The 25,048-nt window shown below is 61.2% G+C and carries 24 protein-coding genes and 3 tRNA genes; 20 read left to right on the top strand and 7 right to left on the bottom strand.

The genetic code is table 11. The features are described from left to right. The first annotated feature begins 1 nt into the window (after nucleotide 1). The 3 genes from CVS28_RS02350 to CVS28_RS02340 all read left to right on the top strand — a co-directional run bounded on the left by CVS28_RS02350 (nucleotide 2) and on the right by CVS28_RS02340 (nucleotide 842). Nucleotides 2-77, top strand: a tRNA-Asn gene (locus CVS28_RS02350). Nucleotides 78-196: 119 nt separating this feature from the next. Further along, nucleotides 197-269, top strand: a tRNA-Asn gene (locus tag CVS28_RS02345). Between the two features lie 174 nt (nucleotides 270-443). After that, the gene (locus tag CVS28_RS02340) at nucleotides 444-842 is read left to right on the top strand and encodes a hypothetical protein (RefSeq protein ID WP_207797151.1); all 399 of its coding nucleotides are present in this window, start codon (nucleotides 444-446) and stop codon (nucleotides 840-842) included. On the opposite strand, the gene CVS28_RS02335 is transcribed toward CVS28_RS02340, so the two are convergent. After that, nucleotides 757-3,165 carry a CDP-alcohol phosphatidyltransferase family protein gene (locus CVS28_RS02335; RefSeq protein ID WP_207797150.1) on the bottom strand — a complete coding sequence of 803 codons (2,409 nt, stop codon included), beginning with the start codon at nucleotides 3,163-3,165 and terminating at the stop codon, nucleotides 757-759. The genes CVS28_RS02340 and CVS28_RS02335 overlap by 86 nt on opposite strands. Nucleotides 3,166-3,245: 80 nt before the next feature. On the opposite strand from CVS28_RS02335, the gene CVS28_RS02330 reads away from it, so the two are divergent. Genes CVS28_RS02330 through CVS28_RS02310 form a run of 5 tightly spaced genes read left to right on the top strand, consistent with a single transcriptional unit; the run spans nucleotide 3,246 to nucleotide 7,410 of the window. After that, entirely contained in the window at nucleotides 3,246-4,271 is a 1,026-nt protein-coding gene (locus tag CVS28_RS02330) for a zinc-dependent alcohol dehydrogenase (RefSeq protein ID WP_341476398.1), read from the top strand. 9 nt (nucleotides 4,272-4,280) lie between these two features. Then, nucleotides 4,281-4,679, top strand: a complete 399-nt coding sequence (locus tag CVS28_RS02325; RefSeq protein ID WP_103467412.1) for a 6-pyruvoyl trahydropterin synthase family protein — start codon at nucleotides 4,281-4,283, stop codon at nucleotides 4,677-4,679. Then, nucleotides 4,676-5,770 (top strand): glycosyltransferase family 4 protein, encoded by a 1,095-nt coding sequence (locus tag CVS28_RS02320; protein ID WP_243399650.1) that lies wholly within the window; start codon nucleotides 4,676-4,678, stop codon nucleotides 5,768-5,770. Before CVS28_RS02325 ends, CVS28_RS02320 begins: the two co-directional genes overlap by 4 nt. Nucleotide 5,771: 1 nt before the next feature. Next, nucleotides 5,772-6,713 (top strand): lysylphosphatidylglycerol synthase transmembrane domain-containing protein, encoded by a 942-nt coding sequence (locus CVS28_RS02315; RefSeq protein ID WP_103467411.1) that lies wholly within the window; start codon nucleotides 5,772-5,774, stop codon nucleotides 6,711-6,713. Then, nucleotides 6,706-7,410, top strand: coding sequence for a RibD family protein (locus CVS28_RS02310; RefSeq protein ID WP_103480503.1), 705 nt, complete (start codon nucleotides 6,706-6,708; stop codon nucleotides 7,408-7,410). Before CVS28_RS02315 ends, CVS28_RS02310 begins: the two co-directional genes overlap by 8 nt. 66 nt (nucleotides 7,411-7,476) lie before the next feature. Here the strand turns inward: CVS28_RS02310 and CVS28_RS02305 are convergent, their stop codons facing one another. Beyond that, a complete protein-coding gene (locus tag CVS28_RS02305; protein ID WP_103467491.1) occupies nucleotides 7,477-8,694 on the bottom strand; it encodes a multidrug effflux MFS transporter in 1,218 nt (405 codons plus the stop codon). 322 nt (nucleotides 8,695-9,016) lie between these two features. Between CVS28_RS02305 and CVS28_RS02300 the strand changes: the two genes are divergently transcribed. The 6 genes from CVS28_RS02300 to CVS28_RS02275 all read left to right on the top strand — a co-directional run bounded on the left by CVS28_RS02300 (nucleotide 9,017) and on the right by CVS28_RS02275 (nucleotide 14,269). Continuing rightward, nucleotides 9,017-9,865, top strand: a complete 849-nt coding sequence (locus CVS28_RS02300) for a phage holin family protein (protein WP_243399649.1) — start codon at nucleotides 9,017-9,019, stop codon at nucleotides 9,863-9,865. 82 nt (nucleotides 9,866-9,947) lie between these two features. Beyond that, nucleotides 9,948-10,559 carry a CDP-alcohol phosphatidyltransferase family protein gene (locus CVS28_RS02295; protein WP_103480502.1) on the top strand — a complete coding sequence of 204 codons (612 nt, stop codon included), beginning with the start codon at nucleotides 9,948-9,950 and terminating at the stop codon, nucleotides 10,557-10,559. Further along, complete coding sequence (locus tag CVS28_RS02290; protein WP_103467493.1) at nucleotides 10,556-11,455, top strand: DMT family transporter; 900 nt, start codon at nucleotides 10,556-10,558, stop codon at nucleotides 11,453-11,455. The genes CVS28_RS02295 and CVS28_RS02290 overlap by 4 nt, the downstream gene beginning before the upstream one ends. A 46-nt stretch (nucleotides 11,456-11,501) precedes the next feature. Next, nucleotides 11,502-12,707: a glycosyltransferase gene (locus tag CVS28_RS02285; protein WP_103467494.1), complete on the top strand. Its 1,206-nt coding sequence runs from the start codon at nucleotides 11,502-11,504 to the stop codon at nucleotides 12,705-12,707. A 73-nt stretch (nucleotides 12,708-12,780) separates the two neighbouring features. Further along, nucleotides 12,781-12,854, top strand: a tRNA-Ile gene (locus CVS28_RS02280). Nucleotides 12,855-13,054: 200 nt separating this feature from the next. Further along, on the top strand, nucleotides 13,055-14,269 hold the full coding sequence (locus CVS28_RS02275) for an acyl-CoA dehydrogenase family protein (protein ID WP_103480665.1): 1,215 nt from the start codon (nucleotides 13,055-13,057) through the stop codon (nucleotides 14,267-14,269). Between the two features lie 185 nt (nucleotides 14,270-14,454). Here CVS28_RS02275 and CVS28_RS02270 read toward each other — a convergent pair whose 3' ends face one another. Further along, nucleotides 14,455-15,027: a M23 family metallopeptidase gene (locus CVS28_RS02270; RefSeq protein ID WP_103480501.1), complete on the bottom strand. Its 573-nt coding sequence runs from the start codon at nucleotides 15,025-15,027 to the stop codon at nucleotides 14,455-14,457. 347 nt (nucleotides 15,028-15,374) lie between these two features. Between CVS28_RS02270 and rpsB the strand changes: the two genes are divergently transcribed. The 6 genes from rpsB (at nucleotide 15,375) to CVS28_RS02240 (ending at nucleotide 20,931) form a co-directional block, all read left to right on the top strand. Further along, entirely contained in the window at nucleotides 15,375-16,253 is an 879-nt protein-coding gene (gene rpsB, locus CVS28_RS02265; RefSeq protein ID WP_103467496.1) for a 30S ribosomal protein S2, read from the top strand. A gap of 161 nt (nucleotides 16,254-16,414) precedes the next feature. Continuing rightward, nucleotides 16,415-17,242: a translation elongation factor Ts gene (gene tsf / locus CVS28_RS02260; RefSeq protein ID WP_103467497.1), complete on the top strand. Its 828-nt coding sequence runs from the start codon at nucleotides 16,415-16,417 to the stop codon at nucleotides 17,240-17,242. A gap of 167 nt (nucleotides 17,243-17,409) precedes the next feature. Continuing rightward, on the top strand, nucleotides 17,410-18,171 hold the full coding sequence (gene pyrH / locus CVS28_RS02255) for a UMP kinase (protein WP_103467498.1): 762 nt from the start codon (nucleotides 17,410-17,412) through the stop codon (nucleotides 18,169-18,171). A gap of 122 nt (nucleotides 18,172-18,293) precedes the next feature. Next, on the top strand, nucleotides 18,294-18,851 hold the full coding sequence (gene frr, locus CVS28_RS02250; RefSeq protein WP_103467499.1) for a ribosome recycling factor: 558 nt from the start codon (nucleotides 18,294-18,296) through the stop codon (nucleotides 18,849-18,851). Continuing rightward, complete coding sequence (locus tag CVS28_RS20065; protein ID WP_243399648.1) at nucleotides 18,851-20,266, top strand: phosphatidate cytidylyltransferase; 1,416 nt, start codon at nucleotides 18,851-18,853, stop codon at nucleotides 20,264-20,266. The genes frr and CVS28_RS20065 overlap by 1 nt, the downstream gene beginning before the upstream one ends. 65 nt (nucleotides 20,267-20,331) lie before the next feature. Beyond that, nucleotides 20,332-20,931 (top strand): DivIVA domain-containing protein, encoded by a 600-nt coding sequence (locus tag CVS28_RS02240; protein ID WP_370739536.1) that lies wholly within the window; start codon nucleotides 20,332-20,334, stop codon nucleotides 20,929-20,931. Between the two features lie 95 nt (nucleotides 20,932-21,026). Here the strand turns inward: CVS28_RS02240 and CVS28_RS02235 are convergent, their stop codons facing one another. The 4 genes from CVS28_RS02235 to CVS28_RS02220 all read right to left on the bottom strand — a co-directional run bounded on the left by CVS28_RS02235 (nucleotide 21,027) and on the right by CVS28_RS02220 (nucleotide 24,933). Next, entirely contained in the window at nucleotides 21,027-22,535 is a 1,509-nt protein-coding gene (locus CVS28_RS02235) for a sodium/solute symporter (protein ID WP_103480500.1), read from the bottom strand. Further along, a complete protein-coding gene (locus CVS28_RS02230; RefSeq protein ID WP_103480499.1) occupies nucleotides 22,532-22,924 on the bottom strand; it encodes a hypothetical protein in 393 nt (130 codons plus the stop codon). Before CVS28_RS02230 ends, CVS28_RS02235 begins: the two co-directional genes overlap by 4 nt. Beyond that, on the bottom strand, nucleotides 22,921-23,646 hold the full coding sequence (locus CVS28_RS02225) for a LytR/AlgR family response regulator transcription factor (protein ID WP_103467503.1): 726 nt from the start codon (nucleotides 23,644-23,646) through the stop codon (nucleotides 22,921-22,923). The genes CVS28_RS02230 and CVS28_RS02225 overlap by 4 nt, the downstream gene beginning before the upstream one ends. A 66-nt stretch (nucleotides 23,647-23,712) precedes the next feature. Continuing rightward, nucleotides 23,713-24,933, bottom strand: coding sequence for a GAF domain-containing sensor histidine kinase (locus CVS28_RS02220; protein ID WP_370739537.1), 1,221 nt, complete (start codon nucleotides 24,931-24,933; stop codon nucleotides 23,713-23,715). Nucleotides 24,934-25,048: the final 115 nt, after the last annotated feature.

The following is a 25,048-nucleotide window of genomic DNA, read 5'->3' as shown; positions in this document are numbered from 1 at the left end:
ATCCTCTGTAGCTCAATTGGCAGAGCATTCGACTGTTAATCGAAGGGTTACTGGTTCAAGTCCAGTCAGAGGAGCCAAAACATTTTTTGTCTCCGGTCTTGTTGTGAGGCCGGAGACAAAAAATATGGTTGCGCAGGCACAAATAATCGGTTTTGATTTTTACTGATTGTTTCTGCTAAGATTTGATCTGCTTCATTCCTCTGTAGCTCAATTGGCAGAGCATTCGACTGTTAATCGAAGGGTTACTGGTTCAAGTCCAGTCAGAGGAGCTTGCAAGAAAATCCCCGTACTCACGTGAGTACGGGGATTTTCCTTTAAGCAGTGAAAAATCTTGATGGCCCCAGCCCCGCCGGATGGCCCCGCCGCGGCTAAAATTGAGTCAGGCGCGGTTCAGCCCCACCTGTTCAGAAAGAACTCTTCCCGAAAAGATAGGGAGAAGGGCCATGTGGATTCGCATCCTGGCTGCTGTGGCGGTGTTCGTCTCAGCGCTCATTCACCTTGAACAATGGATTGTTGTGTTCCAGGATGAGCCCATTGTGGGACCGGCCATGCTGGTCAATTTCGCTGGCGGGGTGGTGATCACCTTCCTGCTGTTGTTCTGGCGCCATTGGGCGCCGCTGGTCCTGACCGTCCTCTTTGGGGCATCCACGCTGGGCGCGTTCCTGATTTCCACCACCCCGGCGGGACTCTTTGGGGTGCACGAGCGCTGGACCGGCTGGATCATCTTCACCGCGGCAGCTGTGGAAATTGCCGCCATCATTCTGGGCTTGGCAGGCCTGGCGATGGAACGACGTCGTCCCCTGGCACCGCGGCAGGCGAAAGCGTCGGCGTCGAGCCAGTGACCGGGGCGGAGGCGCCCTGGCTGTAGGCCGTCAAAAAGCTGTCCCGAAACTCACTCATGGGCATGACCGGGGCCGACGGATCCGGCAAGGCGCCCTCATCCCAGCCCCATGAGGAGATCCGGCCCAGGACCGATTTGTCGTGGGCAATGATGGAGATGGGCACGTCGTGGCTGGCGCCCTGGCCTGACACTGCCGCTGCGGGCTGGTGGTCGCCCAGCACTATTAGCACCAGGTTCGGATCAGGGTGGTTTCTGACAAAGGAAAACAGCGCAGCCAGGGAGTATTCGATCGACTTCCCATACAGTGTCTTCACCAGCTCTGGGTTGCTGACCACCGATTCGGGGCTTGGGCCCAGGGCAGCCATAGGGTTGAAGATTGAGCCGTCCCCCACCTGGCCCCACGGCACCAGACTCGGCAGCGGAGTCCACGGAGTATGACTGGAGACCAAATCCAGTTCAGCCATAACAGGTGTGCGGGGTTGCTTCGCCAACTCCAACCGTGCGAACGCCGAAAGGACATATTGATCCGGCATGGTGGCGTAGCTGAACTTCGGCCCCCGGTATCCCACATTTCTGGAGTCATAGAGGGCATCGAAGTGATAGAAGGCTTGGCCCTGCGGCCAATCGAGAGTATTGGCCGGTACATCAAAAACCGTCCGCCACCCGGCCTGGGAGAACGCCCCGCTCAAGGTCATTCTGTCCGTGGTCAGTAGTTGGTTGTAGCGCTGCTGGCTGTCCACCCAAAGCCCTGACTGCAGGGTGGAATGGGCCAGCCAACTGGCGCCGCCAAACGTGGGGGACGTAAGGAAAGCGCTGAGGGAGGAAAAGCCCGCCGCTTCCAGCTCCTTGGTGCCGGCCTTCAGCACGGCCTTCACGCCGGGGGAGATGGCCGGGTCGGAAAGGGCGGAGCGGCCGTAGCTCTCCACGAACACCAACATGACGTCTTTTCCCCGCAGGCCTTCCAACAAGCCGTCACGGGGGCCGTCATCGAGCGGGTCCAGGATAATTTGGGCGGCAAAGTCCTTCCTGTCGGCGAGGTCGAGCTGCAACTGGCGGAGTTGTCCGGACACCAGCGGCACAGGGCTGGTGGAGGCCAGCGGAACATCCGGGCTCCACTGCAGGCCTGTCACAGCAAGCAGGACCCAGACAAAACCGATGGCTGCAGCGGCGCGGGCAGAGAGGCGGCGGTTGTGCGACGCGGCACGGCTCAGGCGCAGGGCCGCAAGCGGCAGCAGGACCAGTGCGGCAACGGCAAGCGCAATTGCCGCCACAACAACTGCCAGCGCGCCAGCCTGACCAATCGAATCGCCCAGCACGCCGGCACCCGGTCCCAGATAAAACCAGTCATTGACCGGATCAAACGCCCGCCCAAAAACGGCCACAAAAGCCATGTTCAGGGCTTTGAGGATGAGTAAACACCCCAGAAAAATTCCGCAGCCAACGGCAATTGCCTGCCCCCACCGGCGCGGCAACAGCAGGGCGGTAAGAACTATCAGTAGCCCGGCGGCAGGGATGCTGACAAAAGCCACGGGCGTCATTTGAGTGGGATCCGCTGGCAGAACCAGCACGCACCAGATCACCACGATGGCAGCTGCAGTCCGGACTCCGGACGGAACCACCACCTTGCCCCCGTGCTCTTTCCGGTGGCGCCACAACCACCAGCTTTCACGGCCAAAGGACTCAGCCAACAACACCAGGGCGGTGAGCAGGGCCGCCGCTGCCAAGGGGCGGGGGAGAACATCGGCAGCAGCCACCGTGAGGACCACCCCCTGGACCACGGCAACCACCTTGGACCAGTACCGGGCCGGGGCGCTGGCCCGCAGCCACGGCAGGAACCAGCCAGTGGCGACAAACGCATACCGTGCAAGGCCAATGAGGAGCACCCAGACACCCACCAAAGGTGCCACATAGACGCTCAGCGCAAAGATGAGAAAAGCGTCAACTTCCATGTCAAAACGTGCGCCAAGGGCCGACGTCGTGCCTGTTCGCCTGGCGACCCAGCCATCGGTGGCATCCAGGAGGATGGTCAGGGCGGCAAACACAATCAGCAGGGCCACCGGGACGTCCCCGCTGAAGGAATCAGCCACGAGCGCGGCTGCTCCGCCAGTTAGCAGGGCCCGGAGTTGCGTGATCCAGTCGGCCGGGCCAAAGCCGCCACTGCCACGGCGGGTGATGCCGTTGGCCAGCAACGCGCACACGGTGACGGCGTACACCACCCCGATGCCCCAGCCGAGGCCACCCAGGCCGCCGGAGCTGGCCAGCACGGCGAGCAGCGCCAGCTGGGAAACCAGCCCGGCCATGGGGCCCAAGAGATGCCATCGCACGGCGCCTCCAATGTGAGATCCGCAACAGTATTAGGATAGGTGCAATTGACGGGTATAGCCCGTGGATCTGAGCCGGGGATGTGAGTTCTGTGGACCATGACGCATTCGCCTTCTGGCTTTGTGGGCCCGGGCGTAGTGAAATTCGCGCGGAAAAGCTGCCCGCGCCGGGGCCGGGGGAGGTCCTGGTGCGGACCCTGTTCACGGGCGTGAGCAGGGCCAGCGAGTCCCTGGTCTACCGCGGGGGAGTTCCTGCCAGCCAGCACACCTTGATGCGTGCGCCCTTCCAAGCGGGTGATTTTCCCTGGCCGGTTAAATACGGCTACCTCAATGTGGGGGTCGTCGAACGTGGACCCGACGCCCTGTTGGGACGCACGGTCTTCGCCTTGTTTCCGCATCAGAGTGCCTATGTTGTGCCGGTTCCTGCAGTCCACGTGGTGCCCGACGGCGTGCCTGCCAGGCGGGCTGTGCTCGCCGGCACCGTGGAGACGGCTATCAATGCGCTGTGGGACGCGGCACCGCTGGTGGGGGACAGGATTGCCGTGGTGGGGGCGGGCATGGTGGGTTGCTGTGTTGCCCGCTTGTTGAGCCGCATTCCGGGAATTCAGGTGACTATTGTTGACACCGATCCGGCAAAACAAACCGTGGCACAAGCGATGGGGGCAGGATTCTCCCTAGCATCGGATGCCGTGAACACCACAGCCGGTTGTGACCTTGTCTTTCACACGAGCGGGACCTCAGCTGGCCTCCAGCTCTCCCTTGAGCTGCTTGCCCCGGAGGGCGAGGTGGTGGACCTGAGCTGGTACGGCGACGACGGCGTGACGCTGGCGCTCGGGGCCAACTTCCACTCCCTGCGGCTGGCCATCCGCTCCAGCCAGGTGGGGGCCGTGGCCCCGTCCCGCCGGCGCAACCGCACCGCCGGGCAGCGGCTGGACCTTGCCCTGGAGTTGCTCAAAGACCCGGCCTTCGACGCAGTCTTGACGGGCACATCGCCCTTTGCGCAGCTCCCTGAGGTCATGGCGGCGCTGGCTGACGGGCGGCTGCCGGCGCTGTGCCACACCATCAGCTACAACGGTGTGGGCCACCAACCGCTTTCGGCACAGGAGTAGGTGAGACGCATGTTCAGTGTGAACGTCCGCGACCACATGATGGTTGCCCACAGCTTCAGCGGTGCAGCGTTTGGCCCTGCCCAGCGCCTGCACGGGGCCACGTACATCATCGATGCCACGTTCAAGCGCGATGCCTTGGACGAAAACAACACGGTGCTGGATATTGGGGTGGCGGCGGCGGAACTACGCACCATCGCAGCCGCGCTGGGCTACAGCAATTTGGACGACGATCCCGAGTTTGCCGGAATCAACACGACCACCGAGGTGCTGGCGAAGGCCATTGCCGACAGACTGGCGGATCGCGTGCGCGCTGGCGCTTTTGGCCCGGCGGCACTGCAGCTGGCCAGCATCGCCGTCACCCTGCACGAGTCGCACGTTGCCTGGGCCAGCTACGAGCGTCCGCTGTGACACCAGCACGTCAGGCCCGCCCCAGAGTGCACTTTGTGGTCCCGGCAGGCATTGACAGCCCGAGCCGGCCCAGCGGCGGCAACGTCTACGACCGGCGGATGAGTCGCAGGCTGGGGGTCCTGGGATGGCAGGTGGTGGAGCATCCGATGCCCGGAGGCTGGCCCCACCCGGCACCCGCTGATTACGCCGCGCTAACAGGCCTGCTGGATGGTCTTGCCGACGGTTCCCTGGTCTTGATTGATGGGCTGATCGCCCTCTGCTCACCTGCGCTGGCGGAACAAGCAACCAGGCTGCGCCTGGTGGTTCTTGTCCATATGTTACTGACGGAAGGAGACAGCCATGGCCTCGGCAGTGCTGTGGAGGGTTCGGTGCTGTCCAGCGCCCTTGGGGTCATAACCACCAGCCACTGGACCAAGAACCAGGTGGTGGCGAGGTATGGGCTTCCCCCGGAGCACGTTTCCGTGGTTGAACCCGGTGCGGACGTCGCCGCGGTGGCGGATGGGACGGCCAGCGGCGGCGCATTGCTGTGTGTTGCTGCCGTCACCGAGGCCAAAGGCTACGACGTCCTGCTCCACGCCCTGGTGAGCATCTCCGCCCTTGACTGGACGTGCCGCTGCGCAGGAGCCCTGGACCTTGAGAAGAACTTCACCGAAAATCTGCGCCGGCAGGCGGTGGCCGGAGGCATTGCCAGCCGGGTCCAATTCCTGGGCGCGCTGGCATCAACAGAGCTGGCCGCCGAGTACGCGTCCGCGGATGTGCTGGTGCTGGCATCCCGGGGCGAAACGTACGGCATGGTGGTGGCCGAGGCGCTGGCACGGGGGATACCCGTGATCGCCACGAGCGTTGGGGGCGTGCCGGAGGCGCTGGGTACGGGCTCCCGCGCACCAGGGCTGCTGGTGCCGAGCAATGACCCCGTTGCCCTTGCCGCTGCCCTGCGAGCCTGGCTGGGCGACGCTGCGCTTCGGGCGAGGCTGCGCTCGGCCGCCCGCGAAAGCCGGCAAACCGTCGGCGAGTGGGGATCTGCAGCTGCCACGTTTTCTGAGGTGCTGGGACGCCTTGCCACGAGGGCCCCAGCCAGGAACAGGTTCTGAGATGGTGGGACGGGCGGGAGTGTGGAGGTGGTTGGAGCCGCTGGCGGGGGCAGCCGTGCTCGCGGCGCTGGTCTGGAAAATGGGGGCCGGGCCATTCCTTGACGGCTTCAAGGCAGTCAATGTGCAGGCCCTGGTTGCGGCGGCAGCCATCACCCTTGCCACCACCGTGTGCTGTGCCTGGCGCTGGCGCCTGGTTGCACGGGGACTGGGGTTTGAGATTCCGCTAGGCGGCGCCATTGCCGCCTACTACCGATCGCAGTTTCTGAATTCCGTTCTTCCCGGCGGCGTACTCGGGGATGTGCATCGCGGCGTGAAGCACGGCCAGGAGTCGGGGCAGGCGGGCCGCGGGCTTCGGGCAGTTGTGTGGGAGCGTGCCGCAGGGCAAACAGTGCAGCTGATTCTGGCCGTGGGGCTTCTTGCACTGCTCCCATCAGCCGTCCACCAACTCAGCGCATTCCTGGCCGTGGTGCTTCTGGCGGTGGTGTCCGCAACCCTGTTCGCGCTGCACTGGCGCTCCGTGGCGGGAACCCGGTGGTGGGCCCGGGCCCTGCGAGCTTCGGCCGCCGATATCCGCAGCGGTGTGCTTAATTGGAGCACTGCGCCCGGGGTGGTGGTGGCATCCGTGGCAGCCGTGGGAGGCTACACGGCCATCTTTCTGATCGCAGCCCGCACCGCAGGCATCACGGCTCCGCTGGGCCAACTCCTGCCGCTGGCCGTGTTGGTGCTGCTGGCCATGTCGGTGCCGGCCAACATTGCCGGATGGGGTCCCCGCGAAGGTGCGGCCGCCTGGGCGTTTGGTGCAGCCGGCCTGGGAGCAGCGCAGGGCGTCAGTGCCGCCGTCGTCTATGGCGTTTTGACGTTTGCCTCCGTAGTGCCGGGGGCGGTCGTTTTGGCTGTGGGATGGGTGCGCAGCCCCGACAAGCAGGGGGAGCCCCATGCGTGAGCGCCCGTACACGCTGCTCAGTTGTTGCATGTCCATTGATGGTTACATCAACGACGCCTCCGCGGAGCGGTTGCTGCTCTCCAACGACGCAGATTTTGACCGGGTGGATGCCGTGCGGGCCTCCTGCGACGCCATCATGGTGGGTGCCGGCACCATCAGGGCAGACGATCCGCGCTTGCTGGTCCGCAGCCCCAGCAGGCGAGAGACACGGGCGGAACGGGGGCTGGCGCCGTCGCCCATGAAGGTCACGGTGAGTAACGCAGCCCGGCTGGACCCGTCCGCGAGCTTCTTCACCACGGGGGATGCCCGCAAGCTGGTTTACTGCACCTCTGAGAACGTGGACGACGCGCGGAACCGTCTGGGCATGCTGGCCACCATCGTCGACGGCGGTCCGCAGGTGCGGATGGCGCAGCTGAGCGTGGACCTGCATGCCAGAGGCGTGGGCCGGCTCATGGTGGAGGGCGGGGAAAGCGTGCACACGCAATTCTTGGAAGAAGGGCTGGCCGACGAGCTTCAGCTGGTGGTGGCGCCGTTTTTCGTGGGTGACTCCCGGGCGCCCAGGCTGACCGGCGACGGGCATTTTCCCTGGAACTCGCTCAGGCCAGCCCGGCTGGTGACGGCGCTGCCCTTAGGCGACGCCGTGCTGTTGCGCTACGCGCTGTCCCCGCGGTTCATCGACGAAGCAACATCCCCCTGACGCCCCACCTCCCCAACGCCCGCTCACTAAAGGGGCGTTTTTCACGAACGCTCGCGCAGTGGGACGCTAGATCTTGGGTACCATGCGCGGCCGCACAATGAGCCACAGGGCGGCCATGGCCAGCAAACTGCAGATGCCCATGATGGTGGCCATGCTCGTCGCCGCCACACCCACCAGGCCCACCACGGGCGTGATCATCCCGGCGAAGCCAAAGGTTGCCGCGCCCAGCAGCGAGGCTGCCGTGCCTGCCTGCCTCCCGTTGCGGGCCAGACCCATGACCTGGACGGAGGGGAACATGAAACCCGTGGCGCAGATGAAGAACCAGAGCGGAACCATGATGCCCCACAGGCCCAGGCCAAGCTGATCGCAAATAACAATGGCGGCGGCGGAGGCCACTTGGGCGAGGGTTGCCCCGGCAATGACCCATTGCGGCCCCGTGTGGCGCATGATCCTCGAAGCTATTTGCACGCCAGCCACCACACCTAGGGAGTTCACGGCAAACAAGTAGCCGTATTGCTGGGGTGTGAATCCGTACGTGTTTTGGAACAGGAAAGTGGAGGCCGAGAGATACGTGAAAAGGGCGGCAAAATTCAGCCCGCCCACAAAGAGCGTTCCAACAAATATCCTGTCGCTGAACACTGCCTTGTACCTGCTGGCGACACTCACGCCATCGGAATGGCGCTTTTCAGGTGGCAGGGTCTCAATGATGAAGACAAACGCGGCAATGACCACCAAGGTGCCGTAGCCGGCCAGGAACCAGAAGATGCCGGGCCAATCCATGACGCGCAGCAGCTGGGAGCCGATGACGGGGGCCAGAATGGGTGCCATGCCGTTCACCAGCGACATGCGCGAGAGCATACGGACCAGCTGGTAGCCACCGAAGAGGTCACGGATCATGGCCATCGCCACCACTCCGCCGCCTGCCGCGCCAATGCCCTGGAGCACGCGGAACACGCCCAGCATGGTGATGTCCGTGGACATGGCGGCACCAATGGATGCTCCCACATGCAGCGCGGTGGCCAGGATCAGCGGCATCCGCCGACCAAACTTGTCACTGAAGGGGCCCACCACCAGCTGCCCGGCGGCGAATCCAATGGTCGTGGCTGTCAGGGTCAGCTGCACGGCTGCGGCACTGACTCCCAGCTCATGCCCAATGATGGGGAATGCTGGCAGATACAGGTCAATCGTGAAGGGTCCCAGCGCCGTTAGCAGTCCCAAGACCAAAACGTAGACCAGTTTCTGTCGGCGGGACAGGGCATCGCCGGGATGGGCTGTGATGGTCAAGGCTGGAGTCCTTATGGTTCTGGGGGTGTGTGCGTGAATGTGGGCAGCTCCAGATCCGGATAGCCCACTGACTCATGCTAGTGCTTTTGACACCCGGCAAATACGGTGGCCGTTGTTGACGTGCCAGCCCGGAGGAGACAAGCCGTAGCGGTGTTCTTCGCCATGACGCGTTCGAGCAAGTTTGGCTACAGGAACGCCGGGTGCCTGATGGATGGTAATTTTGACATTACGGTAGTGCCTCCTAGCGGGGGTGGTACAAAGACTTCGGGTTTGCGCCTACTTTCCATGGGCAGCAAAAACTCACATTACGGAGGCGGTTCCAGTGACGGATGTGCAAAAGGACGTGCATATCACGGCGGATGAAAGCCCTAAGGCACAAGAATCTTCCCTGATCGAAGCGCTCAAAACTGCCTCGAGGCTGGTGCCACGGCAGATCAACGACGAAATTGCGTTGGCCAAGCTGGAACTGGAACACAAGAAAGCCCGCGTGGGCGGTGTCGCGATTGCCGCCGGCCTTGCTTTGGCCTTCACCGCACTTCTGGTTATTGCCTTGGTGGTGGCTGCCATTGCCGGCTTGGCCACCCTTATGCCGTTGTGGCTTTCGGCGCTTCTTGTCAGCGCAGCGTTTCTGCTCATTATTGGATTCAGCGGATTGATTGGTTACCGCAAATTCAAGACCTTGCTGCCATTGTTGCCGGAGCAGGCATGGCGTGGAATTCGCCACGACCTGGGCATTGCCAAGGAAGGTCGCGACTTTGACCCGGCAACACTTGATCCGCAGCCCCTGACCAAGGAAGAAAAGAAGGCCCTCAAGGCTGAAGCTGAAGAAGCGGCGGCGAAGGCTAAGGCGGAACGGGCAGCCAAGGAAGCCGAGCACGGTCCCAAGGCCAACGAAAACGAGCTCATTGAACGCACCACCGCCCGACGCGCCCACCTGATGACCGTGCGTGAGGAACTGGTGGACCAGGCAGATGTGAAGAAACAAGCCAACTACTTGATCGACAATGCCAAGGGCCGGGCCAAGGACGTCATGAACTTGGCCGCGGCCGGTGCCTCGGAACAGGCTGGGCACGTCGTGGAAACTGTCAAGGAACGATGGAAACCACTGGCTGTTCTGGCCGTGTCTGCCGGGGCTTGCGCCTTGTTGCTGCGAAAGTTGTTAAAGAAGTAGTTTCACCCCACAAATGTTCATAACCACACTTGATGCCGGTTGCGCGGCCCGACACACTTATCGCCAGGGGAGGTGACCCGCGATGTCCACCAGTTCCAACGCCAAAGCCGGGAACGTGAACGCCATCGTCACCATCCCCAATATCATCACCGTGGTCAGGTTCCTGGGGACGCCTTTGTTTGTGTGGCTGGTCCTTGCGCGGCACGAGTATGGCTGGGGTGTTTTTGTCCTCGCCCTCATGGGTTGCACCGACTGGATTGATGGGTTCGTCGCCCGGAAACTCAACCAGACCACACAACTTGGCCGCATCATGGACCCCCTGGCCGACCGGGTGGCGTTGGTGGCTGTCAGCATCACCCTGGTCGTTGCCGATATCCTGCCCCTGTGGCTGCTCTTGCTGTTGGTGATTCCCGACGTCGTACTGCTGAGCGTTACGCTGTACTTCTTCCGGGGAGATGCAGATCTGAAGGTCACCATGCTGGGCAAGACGCGCACGGCGGCGCTGATGATTGGCACGCCGATGCTGTTGCTGGCCAAGGCCTTGGAATCGGATTTCACCTTCATTCTCGCTTGGGTTTTTCTTGGCGCCGGAATGGTGATGCACGTTATCGCTTTCAGCCAGTACATGGTGGCGGTTATGGCTAAACACCGTGAACTTCACCTGCCCGGCAAGCCAGTCCAGGGCCGCCCGTGATGTGGCTTGCCGTGGTGTGCGCAGTAGCCGGGGCTTTCTTTCTCGCTTTTGGGGCGCAACGCCAAGGCAGTGCCGTGCAAAACAACACGGGCGGGCTTGCCCTGGGCGGCGCCAGCTTCCTGCGCCTTCTGAAGAACCCGCGTTGGGTGTTCGGACTGGTGCTGCTCGGGGCGGGTATGGCTCTGAACGTTGTTGCCCTGACTCTGGGGACGCTGACGGTGGTGCAGCCCATCGGCGCCATAGCCCTGGTGATTACCACCATTGTGAACTCGCGGGATCAAGGCATCAGGCTCAACCGGGCAACGGTTGTGGCCATCACCTGTTGTGTTGCTGGCAGCGCCTTGTTCGTCCTGATGGCCGTGAACGTCGTGGCGGAGAACACCCACGTCAACACCACCCAGGAACTGACGGTGGTGCTGTTGCTGGCAGCCGTCATCATCCTGTTTGGCGGGGCGCTGGTGCTGTTCAAGCACCGCTTGAAAGCGTTCTTTTACATCCTGGGCTCCGGTGTGTTGTTTGGTTTTGTTGCCGTGCTGACACGCATCATTTCCAAACAGATTTTTGACCCCAACGGGCTGTTCCTGCTCAATGTGCAGTGGTACTCGGTGATTGCTATTGCCGCCGCTGGCGGGCTGGGAAGCTGGTTTGTGCAGAGCGCCTATGCCAGTGGGCCGCCGGATTTGGTGATTGCCGGACTAACCGTGATTGACCCCATTGTGGGCATTGCCATTGGCATCGCCATTTTAGGTGAGCTTCGTGACGATGTCCCCCCAGTGGTGGCAATTGCCATGGCTGGGGCGGCGATACTTGCTATCGTGGGGGTGATCGCGTTGTCCCGGCACCACCCTGACGTGGTGAAGCAGCGTGCAGCTGCAAAGAAGGAACAACGTAAGTAACGTGCCAGCCCTCGGGCCATCTAAGAAGCCACCAGGAGTTTTATCCGTGTCATCCACCCCGAGTGAAAGCTCGCTAAAACCGCTCACCATTTTGATAGCAGCAGATACCTATCCTCCGCATATCAATGGCGCAGCTCAGTTTGGATTCCGGTTGGCGACGGGTATGAGTGCCAGGGGCCATGAAGTACACGTGATGGCATGCCGCCCGGACGGCGGACCCATGTTTTCTGAACAACGCCCGGAGGCCACTGTGCACCGCCTGCGGTCCCGGCCCGTTCCCACCCACGAATATTTCAGGGTCAGCCTGCCATGGGAGATCAAGAAGGACATTGCGGCTCTCTTTGATGTGATTCGCCCCGATGTGGTGCATGTTCAAAGCCACTACATGATCGGCGAGCATGTGGTCTACGAGGCGAAGCGTCGTGGTGTGCGGATTGTGGCCACCAACCACTTCATGCCCGAAAACCTGAACCCCTTCTTGCCGTTCCCGCAGTGGTTCAAGAACATCGTGGGCCGTGTTTCATGGCGCGACATGGGCAAGGTCATGAGCAAGGCGGACGTTGTTACCACGCCCACCCCCTTGGCTGCCAAAGCCATGCACCAGCACGCGTTCCTGCGCAAGGTTCTGCCGCTCTCCAACGGCATTGAGGTGGGCAACTACGAACTCGCCGAGGGTGAGCTTAAGCCGTCGAACCCGTACCCCACAGTGGCCTTCGTGGGGCGCCTTGCCGAAGAAAAGCACATTGACGTCCTCATTGATGCGATCGCCAAGACTCCAGCCGAGCTCAATCTGCACCTGGTGGTGGTTGGCGGTGGCGAGGTTAAGAGCGCGTTGCGGGCGCAGGCCGAGAAGTTGGGGCTCTCCCCACGCGTTAAGTTCACCGGCCTGATCAGTGATGAGGAATTGCGTGAGGTCTACCTCAAGGCCGATTTATTCGTCATGCCTGGCACGGCAGAACTACAGTCTCTGGTGACGTTGGAAGCCATGAGCGCCTCAACACCTGTGGTGCTGGCCAATGCCATGGCCCTGCCGCACTTGGTTGAAGACGGTGTCAACGGCTACTTGTTCATGCCGAACAACAGTGACGACCTGGCCGAGAAGATCACCACGATCATGCGCCTGGCTCCCGAGGACAGGGACGCCATGGGTGCTGCCAGCCACGACATGGTGGCACGTCATGGTTTGAAAAAGACCCTGGACACCTTTGAAGACATTTATCGTGGCGGAAGCTACGAGGATCACGCGGTTTAGCTCAAGACCCATTAGTATTGTGAGAGTGCTTTTCCTTAGGTTGTGCAGTTACCGAAGGAGGGGCACCTTGCATGGGGCCATAGCTCAGCTGGTTAGAGCGCGGGACTCATAATCCTAAGGTCCTCGGTTCAAGTCCGAGTGGCCCTACACGCAATACCCCCGGAATCTCCATGATTCCGGGGGTATTTTGCTTTAAACTCAGGCTCGACGGCGGCCACTTGGGTGCTCATTCCGGTGGGAGTTTTGGTGGGAGTTTCCTCGGTGAATGTTGCCCGCGTCACGCGAATGCGGTATGTTACTCATCAGTAACAAGTTTGGTGCTGGGCCGAACCGTTGACTATTCAATGATGAGAACAAGCAAAGGATTACCCGTGTCCAAGGCAGCTGTTGACCTAAACAATCTTCCCTACGCCGATGGTGACTTCTATGGATTTGAGCAGATGCTCTCCGCGAAGGAACGCGAACGCCTCCAGGATCTCCGGGACTTCCTGGACAAGGAAGTCAAGCCGATTGCCACCGATTGCTGGAACCGCGGCGAGTTCCCCATGGAGCTCATCCCCAAGTTGGCGGAGTTGGACATCATGAGCCCCGTTCACCGCCAAGGGTATTCAAGCCTCTTTGCCGGGTTGAGCCATGCAGAGTTCACACGGGCTGATGCCTCGATCGCCACGTTCATGGGCGTCCATGACGGCCTGTTCACCGGTTCCATTGAAGCCCTGGCGTCGGAAGAACAAAAAGCTGCCTGGCTGCCAGACATCTACGCCATGAAAAAGATCGGCGCCTTTGGTTTGACCGAGCCCCTCGGTGGCTCAGATGTTGCCGGCGGCACCCGCACCACGGCGGTGCGAGACGGCGACAACTGGATCCTGAACGGTGCCAAGCGCTGGATTGGCAACGCAACCTTCTCGGACTGGGTTGTTATCTATGCCCGCGACATTGCAGACAACCAGGTCAAGGCCTTCATGGTTGACACCAAACTGCCCGGCTACGGCGCCACCAAGATTGAGAACAAGACGGCCCTGCGCACGGTTCAAAACGCTGACATCACCTTGGAAAATGTGGTGGTTCCACACGAGTTCAAGCTTGCTGGCGGCAATAGTTTCCGCGACACCAACAAGGTTCTCAAGGTAACCCGCCTTGCTGTGGCGTGGCAGGCAGTTGGCCAACAGATGGCGGCATTTGATGTGGCCCGCCGCTATGCCATTGAACGCCAGCAGTTTGGCCGCCCCATCGCCTCCTTCCAAATGGTTCAGGACCAGCTCGTGAAGATGCTGGGCAACACCGTCGCCTCGACAGGCATGATGGTTCGCTTGTCCCAGCTGGAGGATCTGGGCCAGGCCAAGGACGAGCAATCAGCACTTGCAAAGGCCTTCACCACTGCGCGCATGCGGGAAACGGTGGCCATGGGCCGGAGCCTCTTTGGCGGCAACGGCATCGTCACCGACTATGAGATGGCAAAGATCTTCGCCGACGCCGAGGCCATCTACTCCTATGAGGGCACCTATGAGATCAACACCTTGGTCACGGGCCGCGCCATCACGGGCATCTCCGCGATCGTCTGATCCCCACGCCCTCCCAACCTCGCAAGCTCGGCCAGGGAACCCTCGGGCGCGTGGGCCCATCACGCCCTCCCAACCTCGCAAGCTCGGCCAGGGAACCCTCGGGCGCGTGGGCCCTGTCTCCAACTGGCCCGCAGAAAACGCCGAAAAACGCACGAAAACCGTCAATTTTCGCCGTTTTCTGCGGGTCAGTTGATGAGGGGGAGCAGGACTGACGGGCGCAGGTCAAAGATGAACTGCAGTGGATCGAGGTATGTTTCGCCGCGTCGCACGCCCCAGTGCAGGCAGCTGTCCGCTGGAGCCGGCGCCCCATCACAATGGGTTGGACCCTCCACAACACCCAACTCCTGTCCGCGGATCACGGAATCGCCAACTTTCACCTCCGAGACCACGGGCTCAAAACTCAGCCGCAAGCCGTTGTCAACGGTTATGGTCAGCACTGGCCTATTAGCCACGACGCCGGCGAAGGTCACCACGCCGGAGGTGGGTGCCAGTACGGGCGAGCCCCGTGGGGCCGCCAAGTCAACACCCCGGTGCCCGCTCAGCCACGGCTTCGCCGGCTGGTCAAAGGCACGAAGCACCCCGGGTTTGCCTGCCAGCGGCCAACCCCAGGCGATTGAGGCTGGCAGGGGAGTGGCCGCCGTCGAACGTGAAAATGACAGCGACGGGGCGGCCAGGCTGGCGCCCGGCAGCAGCACAACCAGAACAAGAAGGAATGTGCCCACAATCTGCGTCCGGCCACGCCCAAATATGTTGCTCATCTCTCAAGCGTGCACCCGAAAAGTGAGGTTGAAGCCAGCTGGCTGCACGATGTGGACAAGACGATCTTCAGGGTGGGCTGTTGAGGACTAATTGTGGTCAGTCATCGTTACGCCTCTGTAGTAACATTGAAGCAGCAGTGTGCTGTGTGTGCACTGACTACGCGCACTCCTCCCTGACGAGGCATCCTAAGAGTGATCTTGGATCCTGCTGACGGATTGTGGCCATACGGTCCGCCTCACGGCGGTTTATGGCATACACAATGGGTGCTAGGAGCAGCGTCCAGGCGGGTATCCCCGTCCGGGCCAGCAAGCTAAACAACCGTAAAATTACAAGAAGGAGCGCCGGCATGCCCGTCGTAACTATGCGCCAGCTGCTTGACAGCGGCGTCCACTTTGGACACCAGACCCGTCGTTGGAACCCGAAGATGAAGCGATTCATCCTCACGGAGCGCAACGGCATCTACATCATCGACTTGCAGCAGTCACTGTCTTTCATTGACCGCGCCTACGAGTTCGTAAAGTCCACCGTTGCACACGGCGGCACCGTACTCTTCGTTGGTACCAAGAAGCAGGCTCAGGAAGCAATTGCTGAGCAGGCTACTCGCGTTGGCATGCCTTACGTGAACCAGCGCTGGTTGGGCGGTATGCTCACCAACTTCCAGACGGTTTCCAAGCGTATCTCCCGCATGAAGGAACTCGAAGAGATCAACTTCGAGGACGTTGCATCCTCCGGTCACACCAAGAAGGAGCTCCTGCTCCTCAAGCGTGAACTGACCAAGCTGCAGACCAACCTCGGTGGTATCCGCAACCTGACCAAGGCACCCTCCGTGCTCTGGATCGTTGACACCCCGAAGGAACACCTCGCCATCGACGAGGCACACAAGCTCAAGATCCCCGTTGTAGCCATCTTGGACTCCAACTGCAACCCTGACGAAGTCGATTTCCCGATCCCGGGCAACGACGACGCCATCCGCTCCGTTGCACTGTTGACCCGCGTTATCGCTGATGCTGTTGCAGAAGGCCTGATCGCCCGCAACAACAAGGCAACCGGCAACGAAGAAGCTCCGGCTGAGCCCTTGGCTGAGTGGGAGCGCGAGCTCCTCGAAGGCGACAAGGCTGTTGCAGCCCCCGCCGAAGCCGTTGTTGAAGCTCCGGCCGAAGCTGCTGTTGAAGCCGTAGTTGAAGCTCCGGCCGAAGCTGCTGCAGAAGCTGCAACCGAGAAGTAAAAAACTTTTCCTCGCGGACTTACCTTAGGGAGCAATCGCTAAGGGCCGCCACCTAGGAACCAGATACTGGCAGGATCGCGCCGCTCACAAAGCACAGCGGTCCTGCCAGAACTGGCCTACTGCTTATTTACATACTTAAACATTTACACTGAGGGGTTCACATGGCGAACTACACCGCCGCTGATATTAAGGCTCTGCGCGAGCGCACGGGCGCTGGCATGATGGACGTCAAGAAGGCTCTCGACGAGGCCAACGGCGACGCCGAGAAGGCCATGGAGCTCATCCGCATCAAGGGCCTCAAGGGTGCTACCAAGCGCGAAGGCCGCTCAACTGCTGAAGGCCTCGTTGCCGCAGCTGTTGACGGTGGCGTTGGCGTCATGGTTGAGGTCGCCTGCGAAACTGACTTCGTTGCCAAGGCTGCTCCCTTCATCGAATTCGCCAACACGGTTCTGGCCACGGCCGTCTCCTCCGGCGCAGCCGATGTTGAGGCACTGCTGGCTGTTGACGTTGACGGCAAGCCCATGTCCGAGGCTGTCATTGCAGCCGGCGCACTCTTGGGTGAAAAGGTTGCCATTCGCCGCCTTGCACGCATTGAGGGTGCAACTGTTGACGCTTACCTGCACAAGACCTCCAAGGACCTTCCGGCCCAGGTTGGCGTGCTGTTCGCTATTGACGGCGACAACCAGGAAGTTGCCCACGACGTAGCCGTGCACATTGCTGCCATGTCCCCGACGTTTGTCTCCCGCGACGAAGTTGCTGCAGAGACCGTTGAGAACGAGCGCCGCATCGCTGGCGAAACCGCAAAGGCTGAAGGCAAGCCCGAAGCAGCCATGACCAAGATCGTTGAAGGCCGTTTGACTGGCTTCTTCAAGGAACTCGTTCTGGTTGACCAGCCTTTCGCTAAGGACTCCAAGAAGAGTGTTGGCGTTGTTCTGGAAGAAGCAGGCGTCAAGCCTGTTGCTTTCGCACGCTTCCGCGTCGGAGCATAAGACACTTTTGTCGTATAGCTAGATGTGACGAAGAAGGGGTGACCGCAATCTGCGGTTGCCCCTTCTTTGCATGTAACGTCAGATAAGATTTTAGACGCAGCTCTTCGCTAGGCCCTGCACCCAGACCCAGTTTAAGTTGCAACGTACCGGCACCCACGGAAGGCACCATGACCACGAATATTTCCCAGACCGCGCCAAGCAGCACAGCACCCGCAGCGGGAGCTGGCAAGCGCCGTCGTGTGTTGCTAAAGCTCTCCGGCGAAGTCTTCGGCGCTGGCAAATTGGGTGTGGATCCGGACACCATCCGCGGCATCGCCCAGCAGATCGCCAGCACCGTTGACACCGTGGAGGTGGCCATTGTTGTGGGCGGCGGCAACTTCTTCCGCGGAGCGGAATTGTCCGCCTCGGGCATGGACCGCTCACGCGCCGACTACATGGGCATGCTGGGTACTGTCATGAACTGCCTGGCATTGCAGGACTTCCTGGAACAAGCCGGCGTAGACACCCGGGTGCAGAGCGCCATCACCATGGGACAGGTCGCCGAGGCCTACATTCCCCGGCGCGCCATCCGCCACCTCGAGAAGAGCCGCGTAGTCATCTTCGGCGCCGGCGCCGGCTTGCCCTACTTCTCCACCGACACCGTGGCCGCCCAGCGTGCCTTGGAAGTCCACGCCGACGTAGTGCTGATGGCCAAAAACGGCGTCGACGGCGTCTACACGGCGGACCCCAAAAAGGACCCCACGGCCGTAAAATTGGACCACCTCAGCTATGACGAGGCCATGGCCCGTGACATCCGTGTCATGGATCAAACGGCCTTTAGCCTGTGCAAGGACAACAACGTGACCATGCTGGTTTTCGGCATGGAAGGTGAGGGCAATGTGGCCCGCGCAATCCTTGGCGAAGAGCTGGGAACTCTGGTCACCCCGTAATAGCGCAAACAGGCCGTGTGGGTGGGTGCAGCTAATCTGTAGCTCACGGTAGGATGGTCTCAGAATTGCCGCGCGCAAATGCCGCGGAAGTGTTGTGTAGTCATTTATTGAGGGAGAGACGCGTGATCGAAGATACTTTGCTCGAGGCCGAAGAAAAGATGGACAAGGCCATAGAGGTTGCCAAAGAGGACTTCTCCGCTGTGCGTACAGGCCGTGCCAACCCCGCCATGTTCCACAAGGTCATGGTGGATTACTATGGTTCACCGACGCCTTTGCAGCAGCTGGCAGCATTTGCCGTGCCGGAAGCGCGCACCTTGCTCATCACACCTTTTGACAAAACCTCCATGCACGACATCGAGCGTGCCCTGAGCTCATCCGAGGTGGGTGCCAACCCGTCCAACGACGGCAACGTTATCCGCATTATGATGCCGGAACTAACCGCAGAGCGTCGCAAGGAATACGTCAAGGTGGTCCGCACCAAGGGTGAAGACGCCAAGATTTCGGTGCGGAACATCCGCCGCAAGGCCAAGGAACAGCTGGACAAGCTGGTCAAGGACGGCGACGCCGGTGAAGATGAGGGTTCGCGTGCCGAGAAGGAACTGGACGCCATGACCAAGTCGCACACGGACAACATCGATGAGCTGCTCAAACGCAAGGAAGTCGAGCTTCTCGAGGTCTAATGACTGACCCCAAGCGTGCGCAGGCCGGTCCCGTTTCGGGGCCGGCCGCGTCAAATCCAGAGGTCGAACTCCCTGGCCAGCCTAACGACTACCAATTTCCCTCTCGGAAGGCGCGTCGTCACGCTGAGCTGACAGGCATGATTCCCATCATTGTGCCCAAAACTGCTGTGCCTAACGCCACCGTGCCCAAAACTGCTGTGCCGCAGGGCCCTGCCACGGCTGGCCAGAAGGATGGGACGCTCGACGGCGGAACAGATTCCAGCAAGGCACCCACCGACACGCTGGTTGCCGAAGCCCCGGCTGCCGCGGTTGACGCTGTGCCGGCGAAGACTGCGCCCATCCTGCCCGCCAGGGTCGAGGCGGGGGCCACTGCCACGCACCCCGGTTTTGAGTCCGAGGCAGACGATGAAGCTGGCGACGAGGCTGAAATTGACGAGCTTTCAGAGCTTGCGCCGCGCCCGGTCTCAGCACTGGCGGTGACGGGACTTCCCGTTGTGCCTCTTACGCACGCACCCTTGGCTGCCATGCCGGATGAAGCCACGGCGGCCAAGGCTCCCAGAACGCCCAAGGCGGGCCGGGATCTGCCCGCTGCCATCGCAGTTGGCGTGACCTTGCTACTGGTGGTCATTGGCTCCCTGCTGTTCTATCCGCTGGCTTTTGTTGCGGTTGCTACCGCGTTTGCCTGCGTGGGTGTGTGGGAAGTGACCCGGGCGGTAGCTGGAAAAGGAATCAAAGCCCCCATGACTCCTGTCATGATCGGCGCCTTGGCCATGCCGGCATCCGCCTACTTTGCCGGTCCAGAGGGTTTGTTGTTCGCACTCGTGGCAAGCGCGGGAGCCACAGTTTTGTGGCGTTCACTGGATCCTGAACCAGGCGCCGTGAAGAGCATTCTGTCCGGTGTCTTCGCGCTGATGTGGATCCCATTCCTGCTCAGCTTTGTCTTCCTGATGATGCGTGGGGAAAATGGTCCGGTCCTTGGTTTGACCACCGACTTGTCCGCCATCAACCCCGGTGTTATCCAGGTGATCATCATGCTGCTGCTGGTGGTTGCCAATGACACCTTTGGGTACCTGGTGGGTGTCATGTTCGGCAAGCACCCCATGGCGCCCAAGATCAGTCCCAAGAAGTCCTGGGAGGGCTTTGCTGGTTCCCTTGGCGGGGCAACCCTGGTGGCTATCCCGGCCACAGTATTCTTGCTTGACCAGCATTGGTGGGTGGGTTTCGCTCTGGCCATCGGAATGGTCTTTGCTGGAACCGGCGGAGACTTTGCCGAGTCCATGGTTAAACGTGAATTGGGCATAAAGGACATGAGTAATTTGTTGCCTGGGCACGGCGGTGTAATGGATAGATTGGATTCAATCTTATTCGCAGCCCCTGTTGCCTACGCCACGTTTAGTGTTTTAGGCCAGTTCTAGAAAACCGAATTCATAGGGCTTGCACCACTTGGTACAGGCCGTAGAGAAATGTTCAAGGAATGACAGTGACAGTGGATGAGAAAACCCGGACCAACTCCAGATTTAAATTGGTGGGTCCCAAGGAAATCGGCTATAACGTCAAGCAAGTTGACGTGTTCCTGGAGCGTGCCAGGGCATATTTCCTGAGCACAGATACGCACGGCAACGCCATTACCAGCCTTGATGTGCGAACGGCAAGCTTCGACCCCGCACGTGGGGGCTACAGCGCGCAGGCCGTGGATGCGGCCATGGACAGGATCGAAGACGAATTTGTGCTGCGCGAAAAGGAATTGCTGATCGGTGCAGAGGGCGAAAAAGCATGGATGATGAAGATCGGCAAGACCGCTTCAGTGTTGCGCGCCCGCTTGCATCGTCCCGACGGTGATCGATTCCGCCGCCCGTCCAAAAAAAGCGCGCAAAGCTACAACATCAACGACGTGGACGTGCTGTGCCGGGAACTGCTTGTTTACATTGAGGACAACGGGGAACTTAGCGTGGACATAGTGCGCCGTGCCGTCTTCGCCCCCGAAAAGGGCAGTGACGGCTACGAGGAAAGCCAAGTTGATGCATTCCTGGACCGCGTCGTGGAGCTCATGGCATCCATCGACCCGCTGCCAGCAAAGTAGCCTCTTTTTACAACTGGCCCGCAGAAAACGCCGAAAATCGCGGTAAAACCGCGCATTTTCGGCGTTTTCTGCGGGCCAGTTGTCGGTTGGGGGAGTCAGCTGCTTTGGGTGCGCGGGTTCTCCACGTCCAGCGGCCGCTCTGGCACATGAAGTTTGCTCATGAAGCGTGAAACCGTTGTGCTGCGCCGGTGTTGGGTGGCCCGTGACACCACCACCATGACCAGGAACGCTGTGGGTACGCTCCAAGCCGCGGGCTGGGTCAGGACGCTGCGCCATGGCGCATCGATAGGCAGCTGAGCCCCCACAATCATGGCCGTTGCGCACAGCACCCCACCGGTCAGCATGCCGGCAACGGCACCCGCATCCGTGAGACCACGCCACCAAATACCCAGCAGCAGCAAGGGGCAGATGGTTGAGGCCGTGAAGGCAAAGACCAGGCCCACACTGCCAGCCAGTGCCAGTGAATCCGTCACCATGGCCACGGCAAAAGGCACCACGGCGGCAAAAATGGCCGCAATCCTAAATCCCCGCACACTTCCGCCCAAGAAGTCCTGGCTGATGACGCCAGCCAGGGAAACCACCAACCCCGAGGTCGTGGAAAGGAACGCTGCAAAGGCGCCAGAGACCACCAACGCCGTCAAAAGGTCCCCGCCCAGGCCGCCAATCAACCTCCCCGGCAGGAGCAATACGGTGGCGTCGGGAGACCCCGTCGCGGCCAACTCGGGCAGGAACACCCTGCCCAAAACCCCATAGATGGTGGGGAAGAAGTAAAAAATGGAGAGCAGCCCCAAAACTATCAGGGTGGTGCGGCGGGCGGCTGCGCCGTCGGGGTTTGTGTAAAAACGCACCAACACATGCGGCAGGCCCAAGGTGCCCAAGAGCAAGGCAACCATGAGGGAAATGGTTCCGTAGGCTGAGTCAAGGCTGGGGGGATTCGACGGCGGGAAGAGTTCCGTGCCGGCCGGAATAGTAGGCCCGGATTGCTGGCCAGTGACTCCGGATAGCATCAGCACAATGAAGATGGCCGGCACTGCAATGGCCGTGAGTTTGAGCCAGTACTGGAAGGCTTGCACAAACGTCATGGAGCGCATACCGCCGGTGGCCACTGTCAGACACACCACGACCACCACCGCGCCGGCGCCCACCCAGGACGGCAAACCGGTGGTGGTGCGAATGGTCAGCGCTGCACCGTGCAATTGCGGGACAATGTAAAACCAGCCCACGGCAACCACCAGCAAACTGGTGACATGGCGGGCGGTGGAGGATTCCAGCCTGGCTTGGGCGAAATCCGGGACGGTGTAGGCGCCGGAGCGGCGCAGGGGAGCGGCCACGAAGAACAGCAACATCAGGTAACCGGCTGTGTAGCCAATGGGGAACCAGAGGGCGTCCAGCCCGGAGATGACGATGAGCCCGGCTATGCCCAGGAAACTTGCGGCGGAGAGATACTCCCCGCCGATCGCCGAGGCATTCCACCACGGGCGCACAGTGCGTGAAGCAACATAGAAGTCGCTGGTGGTTCTTGATACTCGCAGACCGTAGAACCCGATCAGCGCTGTACTGACTGAGACCAAGATGAGTGCGGAATAGCCAATGGCTGGATTCACTTCTCATCCACCAAATCGCGGTACCGGTCTTCATTCTTGGTGGCAGCCCGGATGTAAAGCCACGCGCAGGTGCCAATCAGTGGGTACACGCCCACGGCCAGGATGAGCCAGGGGGCGGGGATGCCCAGAACGCGCCAGTCGGTGAACGTTGGCAACCAGAGCACCAATGCCCAGCAGAGCAGGAGGGCGGCCACGAACCCAGCCGCCACCACCAAAGCTAGCCGCAATTGGGAACGGATCAACGAGCGCACCATGACCTCGCCCACTGCCGTTTGCTCTGCCACTTCCTGGGAGACGCTGGTGCCGGAGGGGATGTGGTGGGCCAGCGTGCGCGGCGCGGAAACCCTGACACGGCCCTGGGCTGGTGGGCGGGGCGGTTGCACATTCATTGGCCGGGCCGCACGCGCGTTGCTTGCAAGTGTTCACGCAGAACTGGCACATGACGCCGGCTGACAGGCAATACATCATTGGCCACCGAGACCGTGGGCTTGGCAGCACCCAGCTTCAGGGCCGTCACAAATTGCATGCACACCAGGTATGACCTGTGAATTCGAAGGAACCCGGAATCTGCCCAGCGCTGTTCCAGGTCTGCCAGCGGAACACGGATCAAGTAGCTGGCCTCTGCCGTGTGCAGGCGTGCGTAGTCACCCTGGGCCTGAACAAATCGGACCTCATCGAGCCTGATGAGCCGGCTGACACCGCCCTGGTCCACGGTGATCATTTCCACCTCCTCGACGGGTGCGGGATGGGCCACCAGATCCACCACCCTGTCCACCGTGCGGGTGAGACGTTCCGTGCGCAGCGGTTTGAGGAGGTAGTCCACAGCTGCCAGTTCAAACGCTTCCAGAGCCCTGTCGTCGTCGGCCGTCACAAAGACCACTACCGGCGGGTTGCTGCGCCGGCCAATCACCTGGGCCAGCTCCAGACCCGACAATCCGGGCATGTGGATGTCCAGAAAAACAGCGTCAACGTCGTGGTGTTCCAGCAGTTCCAGTGCTTCGGCGCCGTTCATTGCCTTGTAGATCTTGCCAATGCGGGGGTCGCGATTCAGCAGGAAAGCCAGCTCATCCACAGCCGGCAGCTCGTCGTCAGCGACAAGAACGTTAATCATGGGCTAAGCCTAGCCGCCGAGGGGCCCCAGCCGAGCGAAGCGAGGAATGGGGGATGCGGTTGGGTATCAGGCGTCGTGCCCGGGCTGGTTCTTGGGCACCGTCATGGTGATCAGCATGCCGTGGCCAATGCCAGTGTCCACGGTCAGTCCATGCTCATCGCCGTAGACTTGCCGCAGCCGGGCATCAACATTGCGCAGACCCACGTGGGTGCCATCGTGCTGCCCGGCCAGCACCAGCCGCAGTTGCTCCGGGTCCATCCCCACGCCGTCGTCCTCGATGGTCACCTCGGTGAAGGCGCCAAGGTCCCTGGCGCAAATCTGCACCAGCCCCTTGCCCACCTTCGCCTCAAGGCCATGACGGACCGCGTTCTCCACCAGCGGCTGCAGGCTCAGGAAGGGAATCACGGTGCTGAGGACCTCCGGGGCAATTTGCAGACTCACCTGGAGTCTGTCGCCAAAACGGGCGTTTTCCAGCAGCAAGTACCTGTCGATGCAGCGCAGTTCCTCGGCAAGGGTAGTGAAATCCCCGTGCCGGCGGAACGAATACCGGGTGAAATCAGCGAACTCCACCACCAAGTCCCGGGCTCGTTGGGGATCGGTGTTGATGAAGGAGGCGATGGCGTTCAGTGAGTTGTAGATGAAATGCGGGCTGATTTGTGCCCGCAACGCCCGGACTTCGGCCTCTGCCAGTAGCGTGCGTGAGGAGCTGAGTTCGGCCAGTTCCAGCTGGGCCGACACCCAGGCCGCCACCTCATTGGTGGCACGGACCAGGCCTGCCGTGGGTGTTTTGGACAATATGATCACGCAACCCACAGCCCGCGAGTCCACTGTCAACGGGCAAATAACGGCGGCCTTGAGATCAGAGTCTTCACGGGGCAGCCCCAGTGATTCACGCAGCGGCTGATCCAGCCTAGCCACTTGGGTGCGGCCATTGCTCAGGGCTTTTGCCACCAAATCCATGACGACAGCGGAATCGGGCTGTTTTGCCGCGGATCCGGCACCGTCCCACGCCAGCAGGCGGGAGTCGTCCGTCATGGCAAATGCGGCGCAATTGAGCAGCGAGCGCAGCTGTTTGCTGGCTTTCAAGGCCCCTGCAGGTTCCAGACCGTTCCGCAGCTGGGCACCTGCGGCGGCGGCTGAATGCAGTGCGGCAAACGTTGCGTGCTCGGCTTCGGTGCCCAGCTCCCTGTGCGAACGAGAGAGACGGAATCCTAGTGCGGCCACAATGGCGATGGCGGCGATCACCACCGCAATTGCGGTGATGAGCAGCAGCGTTGACTCACTCAGCACAGGAGTTGACATGGACTAAAGACTAGCTTCTCTCGGCTTCCGAAGCCTTTATGGGGTGGGGAAGTCTGTTGAAACTGCCGTTGGGCGCAGCAGTCATGCCGTTCACCGCGGA

The organism is Arthrobacter glacialis (genome assembly GCF_002909415.1).
Classification (GTDB): domain Bacteria; phylum Actinomycetota; class Actinomycetes; order Actinomycetales; family Micrococcaceae; genus Specibacter; species Specibacter glacialis.
This window is presented reverse-complemented; position numbering and strand designations above follow the sequence as displayed.